Below are 21,282 nucleotides of genomic sequence, written 5' to 3'. Positions count from 1 at the left end.
ATTCAATGAAACAATCCATTTTTATTATATTCATCATTGCCGGTTTATGCACCACCGGATGCCAGAAGTTTCTGGATGTAAATAAAGATCCGAACAACCCTACTGATGTGCAGGAAGCGTTGCTGTTGTCGCCTATCGAGCAGAATATTTCGGATAATGTGCAGGGGGGTAATGCAAGTATTATCGTACAAAATTTTGTGCAAAATATAGCACCTAATCAGCCCAACCCCGGCTTGTGGAATTACCAGTCTTTCAATGTAGATTACGATGGTGACTGGTATAACTTTTATGTTGTTTGCCTTAATAATTTAAAGATTTTAAACGAAAAGGCAGAAAGCAAAGAGAGCTGGAATTACGCGGCTATTGCTAAGATTTTAACAGCTTACACATTGGGTACAGCTACCGATTTCTGGGGCGATATTCCCTATTCAAAAGCGTTTGACAGAACTAATTTTTTAGTAGCATACGACAGCCAGGAAGAGATATACAAAACAGTACAAACCCTGCTAAGCAATGCCATTGCTGATATTGATAAGAACAGCAGTATTACGCCGGGTACAGATGATTATTTTTATAATGGCGATATGGCTGAATGGCGTAAAGCTGCATGGTCGTTAAAAGCAAGGTATTTTATTCATCTTACCAAAGCGCCGGGCTACTCAGCTACGGTGCAGTCGGATAGTGCTTTAGTGGCCTTGCAAAATGGCATGACGGAAAATAGCGATGATTTGAAGTTTACGTATGAAGGTAATACCGGAAGCGAAAATATCTGGAATCTCACCTTTTCGCCGGTGACCACCTATGTGCTCAACGCAACCTTAATTGATACCTTAAAAGCGAGAAACGATCCGCGGCTTCCTTATATAGCCAAGCCTGCAGTAAATACAGGGGTATATACCGGAAGAAAAATAGGGACCCCCACGGCGGAACTGGAAGGTTATTCTTATCCAAATGATTTTTATGGCGGTGCAGCCTCTTCCAACTATATATTTACTTATTCCGAAGCATCATTTATAAGAGCAGAAGCGCTCTATCGCACCCAGGGCGTAACCGCTGCACAGCCCGTTTATGTAAATGGCATCAACTCCAACATGGCTAAACTGGGAATTGATACAACTTCAGCCGCAGCTATTGCTTATGTAAACAGCAGGATGTTAACAGCCGAAAACGCATTGCAGTTGATTATGGAAGAAAAAGCAGTTGCTAATCTTTTCAATTTTGAAACGTATAACGATTGGCGTCGTACCGGCTATCCTGTATTAACGCCGGTAGAAGGCGCGCTGTCAGCTATTCCACGCCGGTTGTTGTATCCGCAAAGTGAAATAATTACGAATGCACAATCACAGCAATCTGCAAAGCTTACTGATAGGGTGTGGTGGGATGCACAATAAAAGTTATAGATTAAAAGTTTGGTTTTAAATAAATAAAGAACCCCTTCCAAACAATTTAAAGGGGTTCTTTATTTATGATTACATAAATTTATTTCATTACTATTGGGGTTGGGTGTGAATTACAGGGCTAAAGTTTTATTTGTTGTTACATCTATTGCTTGTCACTTTTTCTTTCAAGAGAAAAAGTTAATAAGAACTATAATCAATGATCCGGATAGCTATGGTATATCATAGCAATCCCGCTATTCAAAAGGAGGTTGTTTATTCTAAATATCGTAATTGACGGTATATTGAATATATTAAGCCACATTAGCCGGCTGGTTAACATTGTGGAAATAACTGTCTACATATTCTTTCGGTGATTTTTTTACTACACTTTTAAAAACTCTGTTGAAGTTGGTAATACTGTTGAAGCCGGTGTTGTATGCTACCGAAGCGATGCTGTCGTATTTTTTATCTACCAGTTTTTTACATGCTTCATTAATGCGTACCTGATTTACAAAAGACACCAATGTATGATGCGTGTGTTTTTTAAAGTAACGGCAAAAAGCCTGCGGTGTCATATACGCCAGCTTTGATACTTCTTCCAGTGTAATAGGCTGATTATAGTTCTGCATCACATAGTTGTAAATAGTAGCAATGCGGATGCCTTCATTGTCGCTGTACGATACACTTTCTGTTTTTGCAGAAAGCGGCTCCAGATTATTGAAAGAAGAAAGTTGTTTTAATAAATCAATGAATTGAAAAAATTGCTCAACCCCACTGCTGTTGCGGATTTTCAACATTTTTTCGGCTATTCCCTTTACTGCTTTTGGAGGTACACGAAAACCCGAATGATGTTGCTGAACAAAGTTCTTCAAATTTTTTACTTCAGGTATAGAAAAGAAGGAGCTTAATTGAGAGTCGATGCTAAAAAATATATCTATGGTATGTGTCTTTTTAGCACCATTTTCAAAGTAGGTAGGATCACTTTTAAATACATGCGGCTGATTGGCGCCAATCCAGTAAATTTCATTGCTCTGGAAGCTATGCATGTTATTATCCGTTACCAGGGTTCCTTCTCCTTTTATTATCCACGTTAACTGCACTTCATGATGCCGGTGCAAATGCGGATAAAAATGTGGCAGCGATTCTTCTTTGGTGATAATCGTTTTATTATCAGGTACCGGCAATGTGAACTGAAGGATTTTCATAGCCATATTGTTAATAAGTGTATTTTTTACCTTTATTTTAGCATGCTAAATATACAGATATTATCCGCATTTGAGCAAATTATTAATGAATCGGGTTAAAATCCGGTAATAATTTATCAAAATCAAATGATTAGTAACATCTGTGACGCCAACCTTTATATGGTATCACACACGCTGTTGCGAATGGTTAATATCGGGTGATGATTTATTAAAAATCATTAATTCACGTGCTTATACTACAGATAGCTTTGAAGAAAATTAGTAACATGGCTATAGATTGGAAAGGTGTCTTTCCCGCACTCACAACAAAATTTGACAGCAACGATCAGCTTGATCTGCCTGCATTTGAAAACAACCTTAGTGCACAGTTAGAAGCCGGGGTGGATGGCATTATTTTAGGTGGCACGCTTGGCGAAAGCAGTGTATTAACATTGGAAGAAAAAGAAATACTGGTAAAATTTTGTGTTGAAAAAGTAGCAGGCGCGGTGCCTGTTGTAATGAATATTGCAGAGGGCTCTACCCGCGAGGCAGTAACCCAGGCAAAGCTGGCTAAAGAATGGGGTACCAGAGGTTTGATGCTGTTGCCGCCTATGCGTTATAAAAGCGATCACCGCGAAACAGTGGAATACTTTAAAGCTGTGGCATCAGCTACCGATCTGCCCATTATTTTATATAACAATCCGGTTGATTATAAAACAGAAATCACGCTTGCAATGTTCGATGAGCTGGTGGATGTACCCACCATTCAGGCGGTGAAAGAATCTACCCGCGACGTAACCAACGTAACCCGTATGATTAATCGCTTTGGTGACCGTTTCAAACTATTGTGCGGTGTAGATACATTAGCATTAGAAGAATTATTATTAGGTGCTCAGGGTTGGGTAGCCGGTCTCGTTTGTGCTTTTCCTGCCGAAACAGTAGCCATTTATAAACTGGTAAAAGGAGGCAAAATAGAGGAAGCCGTTACAGTATACCGTTGGTTTATGCCGCTGCTCGAGCTTGATATTCATGCAAAGCTGGTGCAATATATAAAGCTGGCTGAAACACAGGCTGGTATTGGAACAGAATATGTTCGTGCACCACGGCTTACCCTGGTGGGTAAAGAAAGGGAACAGATATTAAAGCTCATCAACGATGCTTTGGCAGTGCGCCCCGCTTTACCCGAATATCATACGTTGGAAGAAAAAGCTTTTGCTATTTAAGGTGTCTTACTTCTACTATCATTGCTACAAACAAAGATATAGAGGAGTACGCTGATGTGATAGAAGTGCAGCACACATTAGCAGGCAGAATTTTATTAAATAGTCACCCACCGGCGTGGAAGTTTGTGTCAGTATGGTGCATGGCGGTCCTTACCTCGCTACTACCGATAAACGTTAAATTATTGTCATCCAAAACGTTCACATAATGGCTATAATCGGTCTTAGGCTAAGTGGCGGTGCAGGCCTGGGCATATGCGCGGAGCGATTATGCCGTCGTTGATTTTTTGGTTACTTTTTGATCAAGCAAAAAGTGACAAATATAAATTTACTGTGAGAAGTTGTCCTTACAACACCATAGACATTCCACTGCTAAAAATAAAATTAACTTATGAAATTGCATACGGATGTGTAATAGCCATTTTAGTTTTTTACTTTCAGTTTCTGTAACCATCTTACTCCGCGCAAACAACGATTGATGAAGAAGAATTTTTTTTGCGTTGATGCACATACTTGTGGTAATCCGGTGCGACTGGTGGCCGGAGGTGGTCCTGTGCTGCAAGGCAATACCATGAGTGAAAAACGACAACATTTTTTAAAAGAATACGACTGGATACGCAAAGGATTAATGTTTGAGCCACGTGGCCACGATATGATGAGCGGTAGTATTTTGTATCCACCGCACAATCCGGAGAACGATGTAGCGGTCTTGTTCATAGAAACAAGTGGCTGCCTGCCCATGTGCGGACATGGTACCATCGGCACGATTACCATCGCCATTGAAGAAGGATTGATTGAGCCTAAAACACCCGGCATAGTGCGTATGGAAGCACCTGCCGGTTTGGTGCTGATTAATTATAAGCAGGAAGGAGATAAAGTAAAATCGGTAAAGCTCACCAATGTGCCCTCTTTCTTAGCAGCAGAAAACATTGAAGTAGAATGTCCTGAATTGGGTATGCTGCATGTAGATGTGAGCTATGGTGGAAATTTTTATGCGATTGTAGATGTACAGGAAAATTTTAAAGGTTTGCAGTTTTATAGTGCCGATAAGCTGATTAACTGGAGCCGTGCGCTACGCCGGCGCATTAATGAAGGGCAAACTTTTGTGCATCCCGATGATGCAACTATTAATGGCTGTTCGCACATACTCTGGACCGGTGAAGTAATAGATAAAACATCTACGGCACGTAATGCAGTATTTTATGGCGATAAAGCAATAGATCGTTCACCTTGCGGCACCGGTACATCGGCGCGTATGGCGCAATGGTATGCGAAGGGCAAGCTGAAGAAAGGTGATAAATTTATACATGAAAGCATCATTGGCTCCAAGTTTATTGGAACGATTGAAGAAGAGTTAACTGTTGGCGGAAAACCGGCTATTCGCCCGGGTATTGAAGGCTGGGCACGTATTTATGGTTACAACACCATTTCCATAGATCCGGACGATGATCCGTATGCTTATGGCTTTCAGGTGTTGTAGATTGCTTTGTTAGGAATAATAAACAGGTATTGTTTTTAAGTGTACAATGATACTAAGAGAGCATTATTTTAGCCTAAGATTAATGCCCGGGATTATATGCGTTATACAGTTGACCAAAGGGATACGCTAACACCTCACCATACATTTGAAAACATTATCAAAGCAATAAATACAACAAAATGTATAGCTGAATAACGATGGATTATTAATAACGAAGAATAATAAGCGTATAAATAACATTTATTAGGGATTTTACAACAGATCCTTTTAATATATTCGGCATATTTTATCACAAGGTATATATCAGAATAAGACATACAAATAACAATCATGCAGAAAAGAGGTTATAAAGCAGCAGTCATCAGTGGTTTATCGAGCCTTATGTTGAGTACTTCCGGCTTACTGATGGCACAGCAGCTAACAGGAGATTATCCTATACAGCCGGTAGCTTTTACGCAGGTGCATTTGACAGATAATTTTTGGCGTCCGCGTTTAGATACCAATGCCAAAGTAACCATTCCCTACATCTTACAAAAGTGCCGTGAAGAAGGCAGGATCAACAACTTTTTGGTAGCTGCTGGTAAGAAGAAAGCTACCAAGCTTACCGATTTTCCCTTTGATGATACCGATTTGTATAAACTGTTGGAAGGCGCTTCTTACAGCCTGCAGGAAAAGTATGATGCAAAGCTGGACCGAGAAATGGATACGCTGATACAGATCATTGGCGATGCACAGGAACCCGATGGTTATCTCTACACTTTTCGTACGGCACATCTGGCACATCCGCACGAATGGATTGGTACCAGGCGTTGGGAAAAAGACGAAGAACTGAGCCATGAATTATATAATTGCGGACACCTGTACGAAGCAGCGGTAGCGCATTATGCAGCAACCGGAAAAAAAGCATTCTTAAACATTGCTATTAAAAATGCAGATCTGCTGGTTAAAACGTTCGGTCCTGATAAACTGCATATCTATCCAGGACATCAGATCGTGGAATTAGGCTTGGTAAAAATGTACCGTGTGACCGGCAAAAAAGAATACCTTGATTTAGCAAAATTCTTCTTAGATGTGCGTGGACCCGGCGGTGATGTGTACAACCAGGCAGATAAAAAAGTAGTTGACCAAACAGAAGCCGAAGGTCATGCCGTGCGTGCCACTTATATGTACACCGGCATGGCAGATGTGGCTGCACTCACCGGTGATAAAAGTTATCTCCATGCTATTGATACTATTTGGAACAATGTAGCAGATAAGAAATTATACATCACTGGTGGTATTGGCGCAACCGGCAATGGCGAGGCTTTTGGTCCCGATTATGATTTGCCCAACATGAGTGCATATGCCGAAACCTGCGCGTCTATTGCTAATGTGTATTGGAATCTGCGCATGTTTTTATTGCATGGTGATGCTAAATACATGGATGTACTGGAACGCACGCTGTACAACGGTTTGCTAAGTGGCATATCATTAAGTGGCAATCGTTTTTTCTACCCTAATCCTTTAGCTTCCGTAGGGCAGCACCAGCGTAGTGCCTGGTTTAGCTGCGCCTGTTGCATTACCAATATGACACGCTTTTTACCTTCTATGCCCGGCTATATTTATGCACAGGATGAGGATGATGTATTCGTTAATTTATTTGTGAGCAACAACGCAACTATCAAGTTGCCTGCTACCGAAGTAAAGCTTACGCAGCAAACAGATTATCCCTGGCAGGGTAAAGTAAGTATTACTGTTGATCCTGTTAAGAGCGCCGCTTTTGCCTTGCATATCCGCATTCCCGGCTGGGCGGTAGATAAGCCTATACCCAGCGATTTATATTCCTTCATCAGTACAACCAAGCCGGCTGTACCCGTGTATGTAAATGGTAAAAAAATAGATTATATAACCGATAAAGGCTATGCTGTTATTGACCGCACCTGGAAAAAGGGAGATAAAATAACCATTGATTTTCCGATGGAAGTGGAAAAGGTAACGACTATTGATTCTGTGAAGGCAGACAAAGGCAGGTTTGCTTTACAACGTGGTCCTATCGTGTATTGTTTGGAAGGTGCCGACCAGCAGGACAGCACGGTGCAAAGTATTGTAATTGATACCAATGCAGTTATTAATGCAGTATATAAACCGGATATGCTGAACGGTATAACAACGCTTACCACTCAGGGATATATTGCTACCAGAGAGCCCAAAAGTGATAATGCACTCACTGCTAAGCATACCATTACCGCTATCCCCTATTATAGCTGGAACAACCGTGGCAGCGGCGAAATGGAAGTATGGATACCTTATACTGCCGATGCTGCCCGCCCTAAGCCTCAGCCTACAATCGCATCTAAAGCTAAGGTAACTTCTTCTGCGCGTGGCAAGCTAATGACAAAAGCAGTAAACGATCAGTTTGAGCCGGCAGACAGCAAAGATCAAAGCACTAATTATTTACATTGGTGGCCCGCAAAAGATACTACCGAATGGGTGCAGTATGATTTTGATAAAGCCTATACTATTTCGGAAAGTAAAGTGTATTGGTATGATGATAAACCCTGGGGCGGTTGCGATTTGCCTGCATCATGGCAATTGTTGTATAAAAAAGGCGATGAATGGGTGCCTGTAAAAAATACAACGGATTACGAGATTGCAAAAGATAAATACGATAGCGTTCAGTTTGAGCCGGTAACGACTACTGCTTTACGCCTGGTGGTGCAGTTGCCAAAGAATGATGCCTCCGGCATACACGAATGGATAGTGAAGTAAGCATTCTCCTGTGAAGTGTTTGAGCCGCTAGGACACAAATGATGAAGTAGCACAAAGTATGCTTTTATAGCATTGCGTAAGTATTTCTTTACATCTTCGCGTCCCTGTCTGCCTACAGGCTGGTTCGTGGTTTTAATGCATTATTTTAATTTAATCAGCTTCTCATCACCGTAATAGTTTTATTAAAACGATGAACTTGAAAAGCATCATACAACCTCTTTTTGCAGGACTTTTATTGGTTACTACTTCTTCTCTTTTTGCGCAGCAAAAAGCAACCATAACTATTGATGCCAGCAAACCGGGCAATCCTGTTTCGCCCACTTTGCATGGAGTGTTTTTTGAAGAAATCAGCCATGGAGGCGAAGGTGGCTTGTATGCAGAACTGATACAAAACAGGGGTTTTGAAGAAGCCAATATTCCACCAGGAATGACGCTAACCGATGGGTTTATTGTGCCACCGCGAACACCCCATTTTTCTATGCCCAACAACGGAGTGAGCGACTGGAAAATGGAGTGGCCAATAAAAAGTGATTATCCGGCATGGAGTTATAAAGCGGCCGGCAGTGCGGCTTTGCAGGTTTCACGTACAGCTATCAATCCCTTAAATAATGCAACGCCGCATTCGCTACAAGTGGATATTTCCAATGCAGATAACAACAATACAGCATCCATTATTAATGAAGGTTTTTGGGGAATTAATGTAGTTGCCGGAGATAGCTATAAACTGAATTTTTATGTACGAAGTAATGAATACAATGGCAGTATAACCGCGATGCTGCAAAGTGAAGACGGGAGTACTTTAGCCTCTCATACTTTTACATCGGCAAATAATACAAATTGGAAAAGATACAGTGCCACCTTAAAAGCAAACAAAGGTGATAAAAAGGCAACATTTGTACTCCTTTTTAATGCACCCGGTACGGTGTGGCTGGATCATGTTTCATTGTTTCCATCCAAGACATTTAAGAACCGTCCCAATGGTTTACGGCAGGATTTAGCGCAATACATTGCCGATTTAAAACCCGCTTTTATACGCTGGCCGGGTGGCTGTTTTGTAGAAGGCATCACTATACAAAGTGCGCCGGATTGGAAGCAAACCATTGGCCCGGTAGAGCAGCGTACCGGCACTTACAGCCCCTGGGGTTATTGGACAAGCAACGGTTTTGGCTACCACGAATATTTACAGTATTGCGAAGATATTGGCGCGGCTGCGCTGTATGTATTTAACGCCGGTGTATCGTGCGATTTTCGCAGCGGCACTTTCGCGCCGGACGATAGTTTGCAACCTTATATTCAAAGTGCATTGGATGCTATTGAGTATGCTATTGGACCAGTTACCAGCAAGTGGGGTAAAGTACGTGCAGCCGCAGGGCATCCAAAGCCTTTTCCGTTAAAGTATGTAGAGATAGGTAACGAGCAGGTTGGTCCGCGATATGCAGAACGGTACAATGTTTTCTATGATGCTATTAAGTCAAAATATCCGCACTTAGAAACGATTGCCAGTATGGGCATTGGCGATGTGAATGAATACACATTAAAGGGGATGAAACATGTGGATTATGCTGATGAACATGCTTACAAAGCGGCAGGTTGGGCAATGACGCACTTTGATCATTTTGACAAATACAAGCGTGGCAACTGGGATTTATACGTGGGCGAATACGCTACCAATGCAGGTGTAGGCGCCGGTAATATGGAAGCTTCCTTAAGTGATGCGGTGTACATTATGAGTATGGAAAAGAATGGAGACCTGGTAAAGATGAGCAGCTACGCCCCGTTATTAGTGGATACAAATGATGTGGACTGGCCGGTAAATTTAATCAACTTCGATAACGCTAACAGCTTTGCCCGCATTTCTTATTATGCCATTAAAATGCTGAGTGAAAACAGGGCGGATGTGAATGTAGCAACCGATGTTGAAATAACGCAACCTGCTGTTAAAAAACCTGCATTCAGCGGTGGCATTGGTTTGGCAACCTGGGATACAAAAACGGCCTACAAAGACATTGAAGTGATACGAAACGGCAAAACAGTTTATAAAAGCGATTTCATTAATGATATAAGTAATTGGGCTTTACTTCGTGGTACATGGGGCGTAAAGGACAGTGCATTGGCGCAAACAGCAGCAGGTGCACAACAATTTGCCATGCTGAAAGATAAAAGCTTTGATACTTATACATTGAAGCTGAAAGGGAAGAAATTAGAAGGTTATAACGCTTTTATAATTCCGTTTGCAGTAAAGGACAGCAACACGTTTTATCGCGCTCATATTGGTGCATGGATAAATAAAATTGGGGTGTTCGAAAAAGTAAGCAATGGATATGATGTAAGTAATATTTCTTCCGCCGTTGATTTGCCCGATACCATTGTTGCCAACCGCTGGTACGATATCGCGTTGGAAGTTGGAATAGATACAGTAAAATGTTATCTGGATAGCAAATTATTAATGACTTACACCGAGCCGGATAAACTGTTTGCAATTGCAGGAAAAGACAACGCCAACGGTGATATAATTGTAAAAGTTGTAAATGCTTATGGCAATGAAGTACCGGTAGATATTGATTTGCAACATGCAGTGGCAACATCGCTAAAGGCTAATTTGATAACCTTATCTGCACGTACTTTAACTGCTGAAAATTCTTTTGAACATCCAATGCAGTACGTGCCGGTAAGTACAACTCTTTCAGCGAATAACAATCATTTATCCCTTACATTAGAGCCTTACTCCATCAACGTTATACGTGTGCCAACAGGTAAGCAATAAAATTATTATGCAACTTTGTTCTTGCTATGATGAACTATAACCTGTTTGATAAAGAAGTATATATCAACCGTAGAAAGGAACTCAAAGAAAATATAGATAACGGATTGATACTGCTGTTAGGCAATGAAGACAGCAGCATGAACTATGCAGATAATTGTTATCCTTTCAGACAAGACAGTACATTCTTATATTACTTTGGACTGGATATGCCTGGGCTGGCAGCTATCATTAATGTAGATAATAATGACGAAATACTCTTTGGCAGAAAGCCCAGTATGGATGATATTATCTGGACCGGGCCATTGCCTTCTTTGCAGGATTTAGCTTCCTTAGTTGGTGTCGAGAGCACTCGTCCTTATATGCAGTTAGAGAGTACATTAGCATCCGCAAAAAGTAAAGGACAAGTCATTCATTTTCTTCCCCCTTATCGTCCTGAAAACAAGATAAAACTAACTGAATGGCTGCAAATTCCATTTGCAGCTTTACAGCAGGAAGTATCCTTGCCCCTGATTAAAGCAATTATTTCACAAAGAGAAATTAAAGCACCGGAAGAAATAGCAGTAATGGAAGAAGCCGTTTCTATCAGCGCTGATATGCACCTTACCGCCATGCAATATGCAAAGCCCGGCATGATGGAATATGAGGTAGCTGCTAAAGTGGAAGAAGTGGCACTGGCAGCAAACGGCAGGCTTTCCTATCCAACCATTCTTACCATTAATGGTCAAACTTTGCACAATCATTATCATGGTAATAAAATAGAAGAAGGGCAGATGATTCTGATGGATGCCGGTGCAGAAAATAGTATGCATTATGCAGGTGATTTAACACGCACGTTTCCTGTTGGTAAAGCATTTAATTCAAAGCAAAAAGAAGTGTACAATATCGTATTGAATGCGTTGAACCACGCGATAGGCTTGCTGCAGCCCGGCATTCCTTTTAAAGAAGTGCATACGCAGGCTTGTATTAAACTAATGGAAGGTTTGAAAGCGATTAACCTGGTGAAAGGTGATGCTATAGAAGCGGTAGCCGCCGGTGCGCATACGTTATTTTTCCAGTGTGGATTAGGGCACATGATGGGACTGGATGTACACGATATGGAAGACCTGGGTGAGCAGTATGTTGGCTATACCGATACCTTAAAAAAGAGTGCAGAATTTGGCTGGAAGTCCTTGCGTTTAGGCAAGGAATTGAAAGCGGGTTTTGTATTAACTGTTGAGCCCGGTATTTATTTCATTCCTGAATTAATTGATCGCTGGCAAACTGAAAACAGGCTGAGTAATTTTATTAATTATAATGAACTGGAAAATTATCGCCACTTTGGTGGTATTCGTATAGAAGATAATTTTTTAATTACACCAAACGGCAGTAAAAAGCTGGGTAAGCATCTTGTAAAAACAGCAGATGAAATAGAAGCCTTGAGGGGATAAAATATGAATAGATAATGTTTTAATATTTTTCAAAATAGGTATTTCTTTGTTGAAGAAAAGCCTGATCCGGACTCATTTTTCCCGCTTGCGTAAACTGTTTTTCCCAAAGCGGCATATAATTCACCTGTTTTTCAATGATTTTGCACCCAAAATCAGAACAGGTGAAGAAACTTTTAGCATTAGTCTTTTTTTCAGGAACTTTTATCGCTGCTTATGCGCAACAACAAGGGGTAAATAATAATCAACAGCAATTTGTAAATAAACTAGAAACTACTACTCCCGAAGCGCCATCAGGAAGTGTAGAAGGATATGTTCGCACGGCTGATAATCAACCGGCTGCAGATGTAACGGTCATTTTACAAGGTACCAGTAAAGCCACCTTAACCGATGTAAATGGGCATTTTATTTTGAAAAATGTAAGGCCAGGCAATTATATATTGGAAGTATCCATGATTGGGTTGCAAATGCAGCAAAAGCCTGTTACTGTACAAGTTGATGATCCTACGTTAGCAAATCTTACATTAACGGAAGATATCAAAAAACTATCTGATGTGATTGTAACTGCCCGGAAAAGCCAGAATGAAAAGATAACCGAAATTGGTAAAATACCGGTCGCCGCTAAAGACTTGCCTCAAAGCTTTAGCGTTATTGGTCAGGGTGTTATTCGCGACCAGCAGGCACTGCGCATGGGCGACATTATTAAAAACGTCAATGGCGTATATGTAACCAGCACCCGTGGCGCCGTACAGGAAAGTTTTGCTGCCCGCGGATATGGTTTTTCCAGTACCAATATGTTTAAAAACGGTTTTCGTGTTAACTCGGGTGTAATGCCCGAAGTAAGCGGGTTGGAGAAAGTGGAAGTATTAAAAGGCAGCGCCGCCATTTTATACGGACAAGTAGCGCCGGGAGGTATCGTGAACATGGTAACGAAACAACCTAAATTCAAATTTGGTGGCGAAGTAGCGATGCAGGCAGGCAGCTACGATTTGTATAAACCTTCTTTTGATGTGTATGGTCCTGCCAGTTCAGCCATTGCTTATCGCATCAACGGTACTTTTGAATCGGCCGATAGTTATCGCGATGTAATTCATTCGGAGCGTTACTATGTAAATCCGTCTTTATTATTTAAACTGGGCAAACGCACCGAGTTGTTGGTAGAAGGCGATTATCTGAAGCACGATTTTACACCCGATTTTGGCATCGGCTCACTGGATGATACGCTGATACCCCATGTACCACGTTCCCGTTTTATGGGTACAGCCTGGTCTTATAGCCACACACAGCAAGCTACGGGTACTGCATCTTTGAAACATTTATTCAGCGATAATTGGCGGATGGAAGCTGCAATATCGTATCAGCGGTACAGCCGCGATTATTTTTCTACCGAAAGAATTCAGGCTGATGCCGATGGTGAGTGGGTTAGACCTTTGGGCAGAATAGATACCAAAGAAGATTATTATGCCACTCAGGTGAATTTCATCGGTCAGTTCAAAACAGGCAAGCTGCAACATACATTATTAACCGGTGCCGATGCCGACAGGGATATTATTGGTAATTATGATTTTAATTTTGCAGAGGTAGCCGGATTACCTGCTAAAAGCTATGATAAAATTAATATTCTTGAACCGGGTAAATATGTGCAACGCACCGATATTCCCGATGCAGACAGAATAAGAAAAAGGGAAGCGCCTGTAAACCGTTTTGGGGCGTATGTGCAGGATCTGGTAAAAATCTCGCCTAAATTTAATGTGCTGGCAGGTGTACGCTGGTCGTATGTACAAACTTTGGGAATAGATTCCACCGACCTTTTAACCAACAAACAAACCAAGGGCAATGCAAAAAGCGACCAGGCTTTTTCTCCACGCTTCGGTTTGGTATATAAGCCGCTTACCACGACTTCGGTGTTCGCAAGCTATTCTAATTCATTCCAAACCAACAGCGGCAGCGATATTTATGGTAATTCTTTAACGCCCTCTATTATAGACCAGTATGAAATAGGTGTAAAAAATGACTTCTTCAATGGAAATCTTTCTGCCAACGTTACGCTGTATCGTATTAAAAACAATAACCTGGCGCAGATTGCCGAGTTTAAAGCTGATGGAACGCCTAATAGTGATCCCAACTTAAAAATGCTTGCCGGTGAAACCACCAGCGATGGGGTGGAAGTAGATATTGCCGGGCAGCCGGTAAACGGACTTTCCGTTATGGCAGGTTATAGCTATAACTATATGCGCTACACCAAAACGCCCGATGCAGATGGTAATTATGTGGAAGGCGAACGGCTGGTGAATAATCCGGCGCATACTGCGAATGCCAGTATTTTTTATACATTTCAAAATACAGGGTTGAAAGGATTTAAAATTGGTGCGGCTGCATTTTATATTGGCGACCGTTTTGGCGGATGGAATAATAAGAAGGTGCTGGACCCCAGCGAGCCAACTGCTTCCCGCCTGATTGCGGTGAAAGGTTACACAACAGTGGATATTACCGCAGGCTATTCCTTCAAAAACATTGCTTTATTGGCTAAGGTTTCCAACGTAACCAATACGCTTAATTATTATGTGCACGAAAATTACAGCATCAATCCTATTCCGCCGCGCCAGTTTGTTGCAATGGTTTCTTATAAATTTTAATTGAATTGTTGAACTAACAGAGACACAGGAGGCGCGAGGTTGACAGAAATATATTGTGTTAACCCGTGCCTGCTGTGTCTCTGTACCTCTTTAGTTTCATCATTCCGAATAATCTGATTACATGAAAATATTCTTCCGACGGATTCATCTTTACTTAAGCCTTGCCGCGGGATTGGTAATATTTACCTGCTGCCTCACCGGCGCCATACTTGTTTTTGAAAAAGATATACAAATGGCGCTGAATAAGAACCGGTATTATGTAGCGCCGGTAGAACAGCCATTGTCGCTGGAGCAATTAACAACGAATGTTAACCAAAACTTTCCCGAAAGTAAAATTAGTAGTTTAAAATTATATGCGGATAAAACCCGTTCGACAGAAGTGAGTGTGAGTATGAAGGGAGAAGCGAAAGGCGATCCCCGCCAGAATGTTACGGTTTTTATGAATCCATATACCGGTGAAGTTTTGGATGTGTATAGCTACCGGGAAACATTTTTTTACCAGGTATTTGCGCTGCATCGCTGGTTGCTGGGCAGTTCAGATGGCGTTGGAAAATATATTGTAGGCATCGCCACGCTTATCTTTCTTTTTATACTTATTACCGGCATTATATTATGGTGGCCCAAAACACAAAAAATACTGGTGCAGCGGTTAAAAATAAAAAGCAATGCCGGTTGGAAGCGCTTCAACCACGATCTGCATATTGTACTTGGCTTTTACAGTGCTATTATCCTTTTCATACTTGCTTTTACCGGTTTGGCATGGTCGTTTGAGTGGTTTAATAAGGGCATTTACCAGGTAACTAATTCGCCGCTACAGCCGCCAGCGCCACCAAAATCGGTTTATGATAAAGACGCAAAGACCGTTTCTTTGGATAAAGCACTGGCTGCTGCAAAAACGGTTTATCCTCAGGCGGTTTCATACAATATCAGTTTGCCAAAAGATTCCACCGGAGCGGTTGTTGTATCTTCCGTATCAAATAATGCCATACACGAAAGCGCTTCCGATGCGGTTTATGTTGATCAATATAATGCAACTATATTAGGCAAACTGTCCTATAACGAAAGAAGTCTCGGTTCAAGGGTTCGCTCCACTTTTAAGCCCGTGCATACCGGTAGTATATGGGGTACGCCCTCTAAAATTATTGCTTTTGTTGTATGTGTATTCGGTTGCAGCTTTCCGGTAACCGGTACTATTATGTGGCTGAACCGCATTAAGAAAAAACGCAAACGAACTGTGTTGGCAAATAATGAAGTGGATTATAGTTTATAGTAAAGCTTAAACCGTGACTTTATTAAAACTACTTCTAAAAACATTCCTGTTTAGGTTATATTGAATGATACCAAACTGCTATCAGGTTGACGGCGCCACCTGGTTAGGACTGTGATAACAAAGCTTTAAAAATCCGGTGCTTTTATCAATAGACTAATAATGACTCATGAATTCCTCAACCTGGTAGCGGTTTAGTGTGAATCATAATTTTAAGAATAGCAACTTTAATCTATTTTCTAATTGTTCTACATCCAAACATTCTACCAGCAGTTTTACCATTCGTAGCCTGCACGCGCACTACTATTTTATCTTTATCCTTTATCAGTTCCGCAGGTATAGGATATTCCTCATCAAAGAACTTGCCCGGTGTGCTACCTTTCAGTTCTACAGAAGCAATTTTTACCCCATCTACCAGTATAATAAACATTCTGTTTTTATCGTCGCCAATATAGGTGCAGAGCAGAGCGGTGGGCTGGTTAGGCACTACTTTCATATCAAAAGAAAAGAACCCATTATTACGTGCTTCCCTGCCTGTTCTGCCAAATGCGTCGCTTGCATACGACTGCTCGCTGGATTGCAGGTTGTGGTCGCGCTCAGGCTGCATTTGTCCTAAGCGCATTACATCAATGGTTTGTTCGTCTATCTCTTTCTGCCGTTTCTTTTCTGCTTCATATTCTGCCTGGCGCGCGTTCCAGTCTGCATTAGTAAAAAAGTCCCAATACACACTGTAATAATTATGGAGGTTTTTATAAAAAGGAGAGAGGCTTACATCAAAAGGTTTACCCACGCCTTGCATGTGAAATACTAAGGGTTGCGTATTATCCTGCACTGCCCAGTCGTTTACATTGCGGTTATCAGTAAGCAATACGGGCGTGCCATAGATAGGATCGGGCATCGTATCGCCCAGGTTGCCAGCCAATACCAAAGGTCCATACAGCAGTGCTACACGGTCTTTGTTATCAGGCATGCGCTCACTATATAAACTCATGGGAAAATTGACTTCTATCTTATTGTTGTTACTCCATTTGCGGCTGACAACAAGATAGCCTTCCGCATCTTTTTGCACATTGATATCCTTGCCATTTACTTTTACAGTTGCGCCTTTTGTTGCCCACCAGGGCTGGCGTATTTTTATAGCAAAAGTAGCAGGTGAAGTGGTGTTTATTGTTAGAGTGGTAGTGCCGCTTTCAGGATAAGCCGTTTGTTGTGTAATAGTTGCTTTTTTGTCTTTCCAGTTTAATTTAGAAGGAATAAAAAGGTTTACATACAAACTACCATCGGCCCCTTCAAAGTAAATATCTTCGGTGTATTTGGAGTGGTTTTCCATACCGCTGCCTACGCAACAGGTGAAGGTATTGAAGGAATCACTAAAATCTTTTTTACCACCCATGCGCAGCGGCTCAAAATAGAGCATCATGGCAGTGTTGGGGTTTTGAGAAGCCAAAATATCATTATACAATGCCCGCTCGTAATAATCAGCGAGATTGCTGTTGGGCTGCCAGCTAAAGAGGTGCCCAGTCAGCTTCAGCATATTGTATGCGCAGCAACTTTCGGTAGTGTTGTCGCTTAAAGCATCGTTCAGTTTATCAGGTGCGCCCAAATATTCATAATTACCATTGCCACCATTTACATACGTGTGATCGTTTACCAAAATATTCCAGCCTCTGGAGGCAATGGTTGCATCACTTTTGTTGGATGTCAGTTCATATTGCCTTGCACTGCCAATGAGTTTGGGAATATTGGTGTTGGAATGCTTGCCTGCCAGCGGATCTTCTTTTCCTTCGGCAAGTGGCTGCATTACAAAGTCGTCGTAAAATTTATAAGATAAATCCAGATACTTTTTATCGTCGGTAATGCTGTAGATATTTGCCAGCACATCATTCATGCCGCCATATTCACATTTCAGCATTTTTTGGCGTTGTTCATCAGTTAAAGGATTAACAATATCGCCGGTCCAGTCCGCCATTTTTTTTACTACGGTTAATGCTTCACTATTATCGCAATACAGGTAAGCATCTACCAGTCCTGCCATTACTTTGTGCACGGTGTACCAGGGACTCCAGGCACCATTTAAATCAAAGCCACCCGACTTTATAATGCCATGCTGTACTTTGTACCAAAGCGAATCTTCGTTGGGGATAGCCCCTACATAACCTGTTTTGCGGGCAGCCTGGCATTTGGCTAATTCACCTACAATATAATCTACTCGGTCTTTAAACGCTTTGTTGCCGGTGGAGGCATACATCATAGCGCAGGCAGAAAGGTAATGTCCCAGTGTGTGACCAGATAATCCTTCGCTTTCCCAGCCGCCATAAGCGCTGTCTTTAGGTGGCAATGCAGCATTTTTATAAAAACGGTTGAGCAGCCTGTCAGGTTGCAATGCCAGCATATAACCTGCATCAGCATCCATTGCTTTTTTAAAGGGACTGCCATCCAGCAGTTGTACATCTTTCAAGTTGAAGGCATACGCTTGTAGCCCAATGGCAGGCTTCACCTTCATTTTAGCATTGTTTTTTTCGGGCAGGTACGATTGCGAATAGCCCGTGAATTGCATGGCACAACAGCCCGTCAAAAATAAAAATGATAGTAGTTTCATATTTCAGATCCTGTTCAATGTAGAAAGAAGTTAATTTAATCGATAAAAACCGCGCTTGTAAAGAGATACAAAAAACGCTATATCACATAAACGTATTTTAACCTGTTTTACCCATAAGTTGTCTGTTGCAACTAAAGAACGGCATTTATCTTTTATTCCATGCTTTGTACTTATTAAAAGTTGCAATTTGTATAGTTAAGTATTGCAGCTTTTAGAAGATTAGCTGAAAGAGCAGATAAAAAGGTGTCCTACTGGCTGCTTGCAATAAAATGCTGAAAAAATAGATTAAAGAGTAACGCAAAATTAATTGTCAGATTTACACTTATATATGTTTAAGTATGCCAGTCGAAACCTGTTTTTTGCTTCATCAATGGATTTTACACCATTATTTATGCCGGATAGCAATAAATAATACAGGATTAAACATAAGAATGGCAGGCGAAATACTGGCTATTGAAATACACGCGGTTTGTGCATAAACAAGATTATTTCACATGCGCATCTTGGGGCAGCTTCTCCCGCAACTTCGTCTCTTCCAGGTCCAGCAGCGAAAGATGCTTTCTTATGATCTCTTCATCAAACTCTGATCGATGGTTCATTTGGTGCAGGAGTTCCCGCTGCTTATCCAGCATCTCCAATGATATGTGCTGATATCGCTTCATTGGGTTACTATCATCATAGGCAGGCTCATTTTCAAAACTGCTGGTAAAATACGACAGGCTGCTGCTCAACCTTGCCTTAAGATTGCCTACATGTTCATTCGTCATTACTTCCTCTTTGTACCGTTCTTCAAGAAAGAGCAGTGATTGGTGGGCTATCTTTTTCTGAATAATCATCTCCTGCTTCTCTGGTGATATGGGGCTAAACCGGTCTTCCATTTTTAGCTTTCTGATTAACCAGGGTAAAGTCAATCCCTGAAAAACCAGCGTAACGAGGATGACGATAAATGTAATAAAAAGTATAAGATTGCGCTGCGGAAAAAGCACGGTCTGATCGTTATCAATATAAACAGGGATAGAGAGTGCAGCAGCCAGAGAAACAACGCCTCTCATGCCCGCCCAGCCAAACAAGATCGGGGCCTTCCAGCCAGGATTGCGATCGGCAACTGTAATAAAATGACTCATGAACCGGGTGAACAGTACCGCTCCAAACGTACATAACAGCCGGGTAACAATAAGCACACCGGAAATAAGCAGCCCATACCCGATAGCTGTGCTTAAACTAAGGCCTCCCAATTGCTTAACAATACCGGGCAATTGCAGCCCTATTAACAGGAAAATAAGACCATTCAGCACAAAACCTACTGTTGACCACACATTTGTACTTTGTACACGGCTCAGATGGCTGAGCATCTTTTCCCGCCGGATAGAAAGAAAAAGTCCACCGCTTACTACTGCCAATACGCCCGAAAAATGAAACCGCTCTGCAAAATAATACATGCAATAAGGTGTTACAAAGCTTAGCACAATATCTATACTGGGTGTTGTTGGCAGCCGGCGATGGATATTGTAAAATCCAAACGCTACAGCAAGCCCAACCGCAATACCCATAATAATGACTACGAAAAAATTGGCGACAGCTTCCTGAAAAACAAATTGTCCTGTTGTAATAGCTATTAGCGCAAACCGGAATACAATAAGGCTGGATGCATCATTCATCAAACTCTCGCCTTCCACAATGCTTACCAGCGATTTGGGCGCTTTTACGCTTCGCATAATGGAAGTAGCTGAAATAGCATCGGGCGGAGAGATAATGCCACCCAATAAAAAACCAAGTGCCAGGGTAAACCCGGGAATGAACGCCTGTGAAATAAGTGCTACAACAAAGGAAGTAACAATCACAATAGGAAAAGCAAAGCTGGTAATTACGCGGCGCCATCGCCAAAACTCTTTCCACGAAGTTTGCCAGGCTGCCTCATATAACAGGGGCGGAAGGAAAATGAAGAAAATCATACCCGGATTAATGGTAATAGAGGAAAAGCCATCGGTAAAACTAAGGACAAGTCCACCCAGCACCAGCACAATGGGATACGACACTTTTAGCCGCTGTGCCAGCATTACCAAACCAAGGATAATTAATATAAGATAGATGTATTCGATATACACATTTTCCATAGAGCGGTGTTTCGGTTAGATCTGTTTAAACGTAATAGATAAAGGTATAGAAGATCAAAGTTAGGATGAAAGCAACGGGGAGATAAATAAACTTGGAGGCAGTTTTACTTCCTATTTTGGCGTGTGGGACAACCCGCTGATTTGCTGCCCTGTCCGATGGTGTATTATCTTCGGAATGAGGCTGTAACGGCTAAAATAGATTTAGCCTGACCAATGATTTTCATTCTTCCAATTTCAGGAGTCTAATATTAATTGAGGTAACTTTAGTGCTTATAAGTTATTGAATGGATACAAGAACGCATAAGATTGCTTTATTGATTGATGGCGATAATGCTTCGGCTAAATTACTTTCGCTGGTACTGGCAGAAGCTTCCAAATATGGCAAGGTAACCATACGAAGAGTGTATGGCGACTGGACCACTCCACGCATGAACAACTGGAAAAGCAGCCTGAATGAACTGGCTATC

The 21,282-nt window shown here is 41.6% G+C and carries 12 protein-coding genes; 9 read left to right on the top strand and 3 right to left on the bottom strand.

The genetic code is table 11. From position 1 onward, the window contains the following. The first annotated feature begins 5 nt into the window (after nt 1-5). On the top strand, nt 6-1,391 hold the full coding sequence (locus tag FC093_RS20350; protein WP_137263654.1) for a SusD/RagB family nutrient-binding outer membrane lipoprotein: 1,386 nt from the start codon (nt 6-8) through the stop codon (nt 1,389-1,391). Nucleotides 1,392-1,690: 299 nt separating this feature from the next. Here FC093_RS20350 and FC093_RS20345 read toward each other — a convergent pair whose 3' ends face one another. Next, on the bottom strand, nt 1,691-2,584 hold the full coding sequence (locus FC093_RS20345; protein WP_137263653.1) for an AraC family transcriptional regulator: 894 nt from the start codon (nt 2,582-2,584) through the stop codon (nt 1,691-1,693). A gap of 266 nt (nt 2,585-2,850) precedes the next feature. Here FC093_RS20345 and FC093_RS20340 point away from each other — a divergent pair, with 266 nt between their 5' ends. From FC093_RS20340 to FC093_RS20310, 7 genes are all read left to right on the top strand, one after another. Beyond that, nucleotides 2,851-3,786: a dihydrodipicolinate synthase family protein gene (locus FC093_RS20340; protein ID WP_170971169.1), complete on the top strand. Its 936-nt coding sequence runs from the start codon at nt 2,851-2,853 to the stop codon at nt 3,784-3,786. Between the two features lie 475 nt (nt 3,787-4,261). Next, nucleotides 4,262-5,263 (top strand): 4-hydroxyproline epimerase, encoded by a 1,002-nt coding sequence (locus FC093_RS20335; RefSeq protein ID WP_137263652.1) that lies wholly within the window; start codon nt 4,262-4,264, stop codon nt 5,261-5,263. Nucleotides 5,264-5,593: 330 nt separating this feature from the next. Further along, a complete protein-coding gene (locus FC093_RS20330) occupies nt 5,594-8,011 on the top strand; it encodes a glycoside hydrolase family 127 protein (RefSeq protein WP_170971168.1) in 2,418 nt (805 codons plus the stop codon). A 196-nt stretch (nt 8,012-8,207) separates the two neighbouring features. Continuing rightward, the gene (locus FC093_RS20325) at nt 8,208-10,775 is read left to right on the top strand and encodes an alpha-L-arabinofuranosidase C-terminal domain-containing protein (protein ID WP_170971167.1); all 2,568 of its coding nucleotides are present in this window, start codon (nt 8,208-8,210) and stop codon (nt 10,773-10,775) included. A 26-nt stretch (nt 10,776-10,801) separates the two neighbouring features. Beyond that, a complete protein-coding gene (locus FC093_RS20320; RefSeq protein ID WP_240743386.1) occupies nt 10,802-12,202 on the top strand; it encodes an aminopeptidase P family protein in 1,401 nt (466 codons plus the stop codon). Nucleotides 12,203-12,363: 161 nt separating this feature from the next. Continuing rightward, entirely contained in the window at nt 12,364-14,835 is a 2,472-nt protein-coding gene (locus FC093_RS20315; RefSeq protein ID WP_240743385.1) for a TonB-dependent receptor, read from the top strand. Nucleotides 14,836-14,956: 121 nt separating this feature from the next. Continuing rightward, entirely contained in the window at nt 14,957-16,105 is a 1,149-nt protein-coding gene (locus FC093_RS20310) for a PepSY-associated TM helix domain-containing protein (RefSeq protein ID WP_137263649.1), read from the top strand. Nucleotides 16,106-16,334: 229 nt separating this feature from the next. Here FC093_RS20310 and FC093_RS20305 read toward each other — a convergent pair whose 3' ends face one another. Continuing rightward, entirely contained in the window at nt 16,335-18,701 is a 2,367-nt protein-coding gene (locus tag FC093_RS20305) for a glycoside hydrolase family 127 protein (protein WP_206106641.1), read from the bottom strand. 485 nt (nt 18,702-19,186) lie between these two features. Then, entirely contained in the window at nt 19,187-20,815 is a 1,629-nt protein-coding gene (locus FC093_RS20300; protein WP_137263648.1) for a Na+/H+ antiporter, read from the bottom strand. Between the two features lie 284 nt (nt 20,816-21,099). Here FC093_RS20300 and FC093_RS20295 point away from each other — a divergent pair. Beyond that, nucleotides 21,100-21,282 (top strand): NYN domain-containing protein (locus FC093_RS20295; protein WP_137260670.1); only part of this gene is annotated, 183 nt, incomplete at its 3' end.

This window comes from Ilyomonas limi, from assembly GCF_005233845.1.
In the GTDB taxonomy this organism is placed as follows: Bacteria; Bacteroidota; Bacteroidia; order Chitinophagales; family Chitinophagaceae; genus Ilyomonas; species Ilyomonas limi.
Note: the sequence above shows the minus strand (reverse complement) of the source record. Positions and strands in the feature narration are given on the sequence as shown.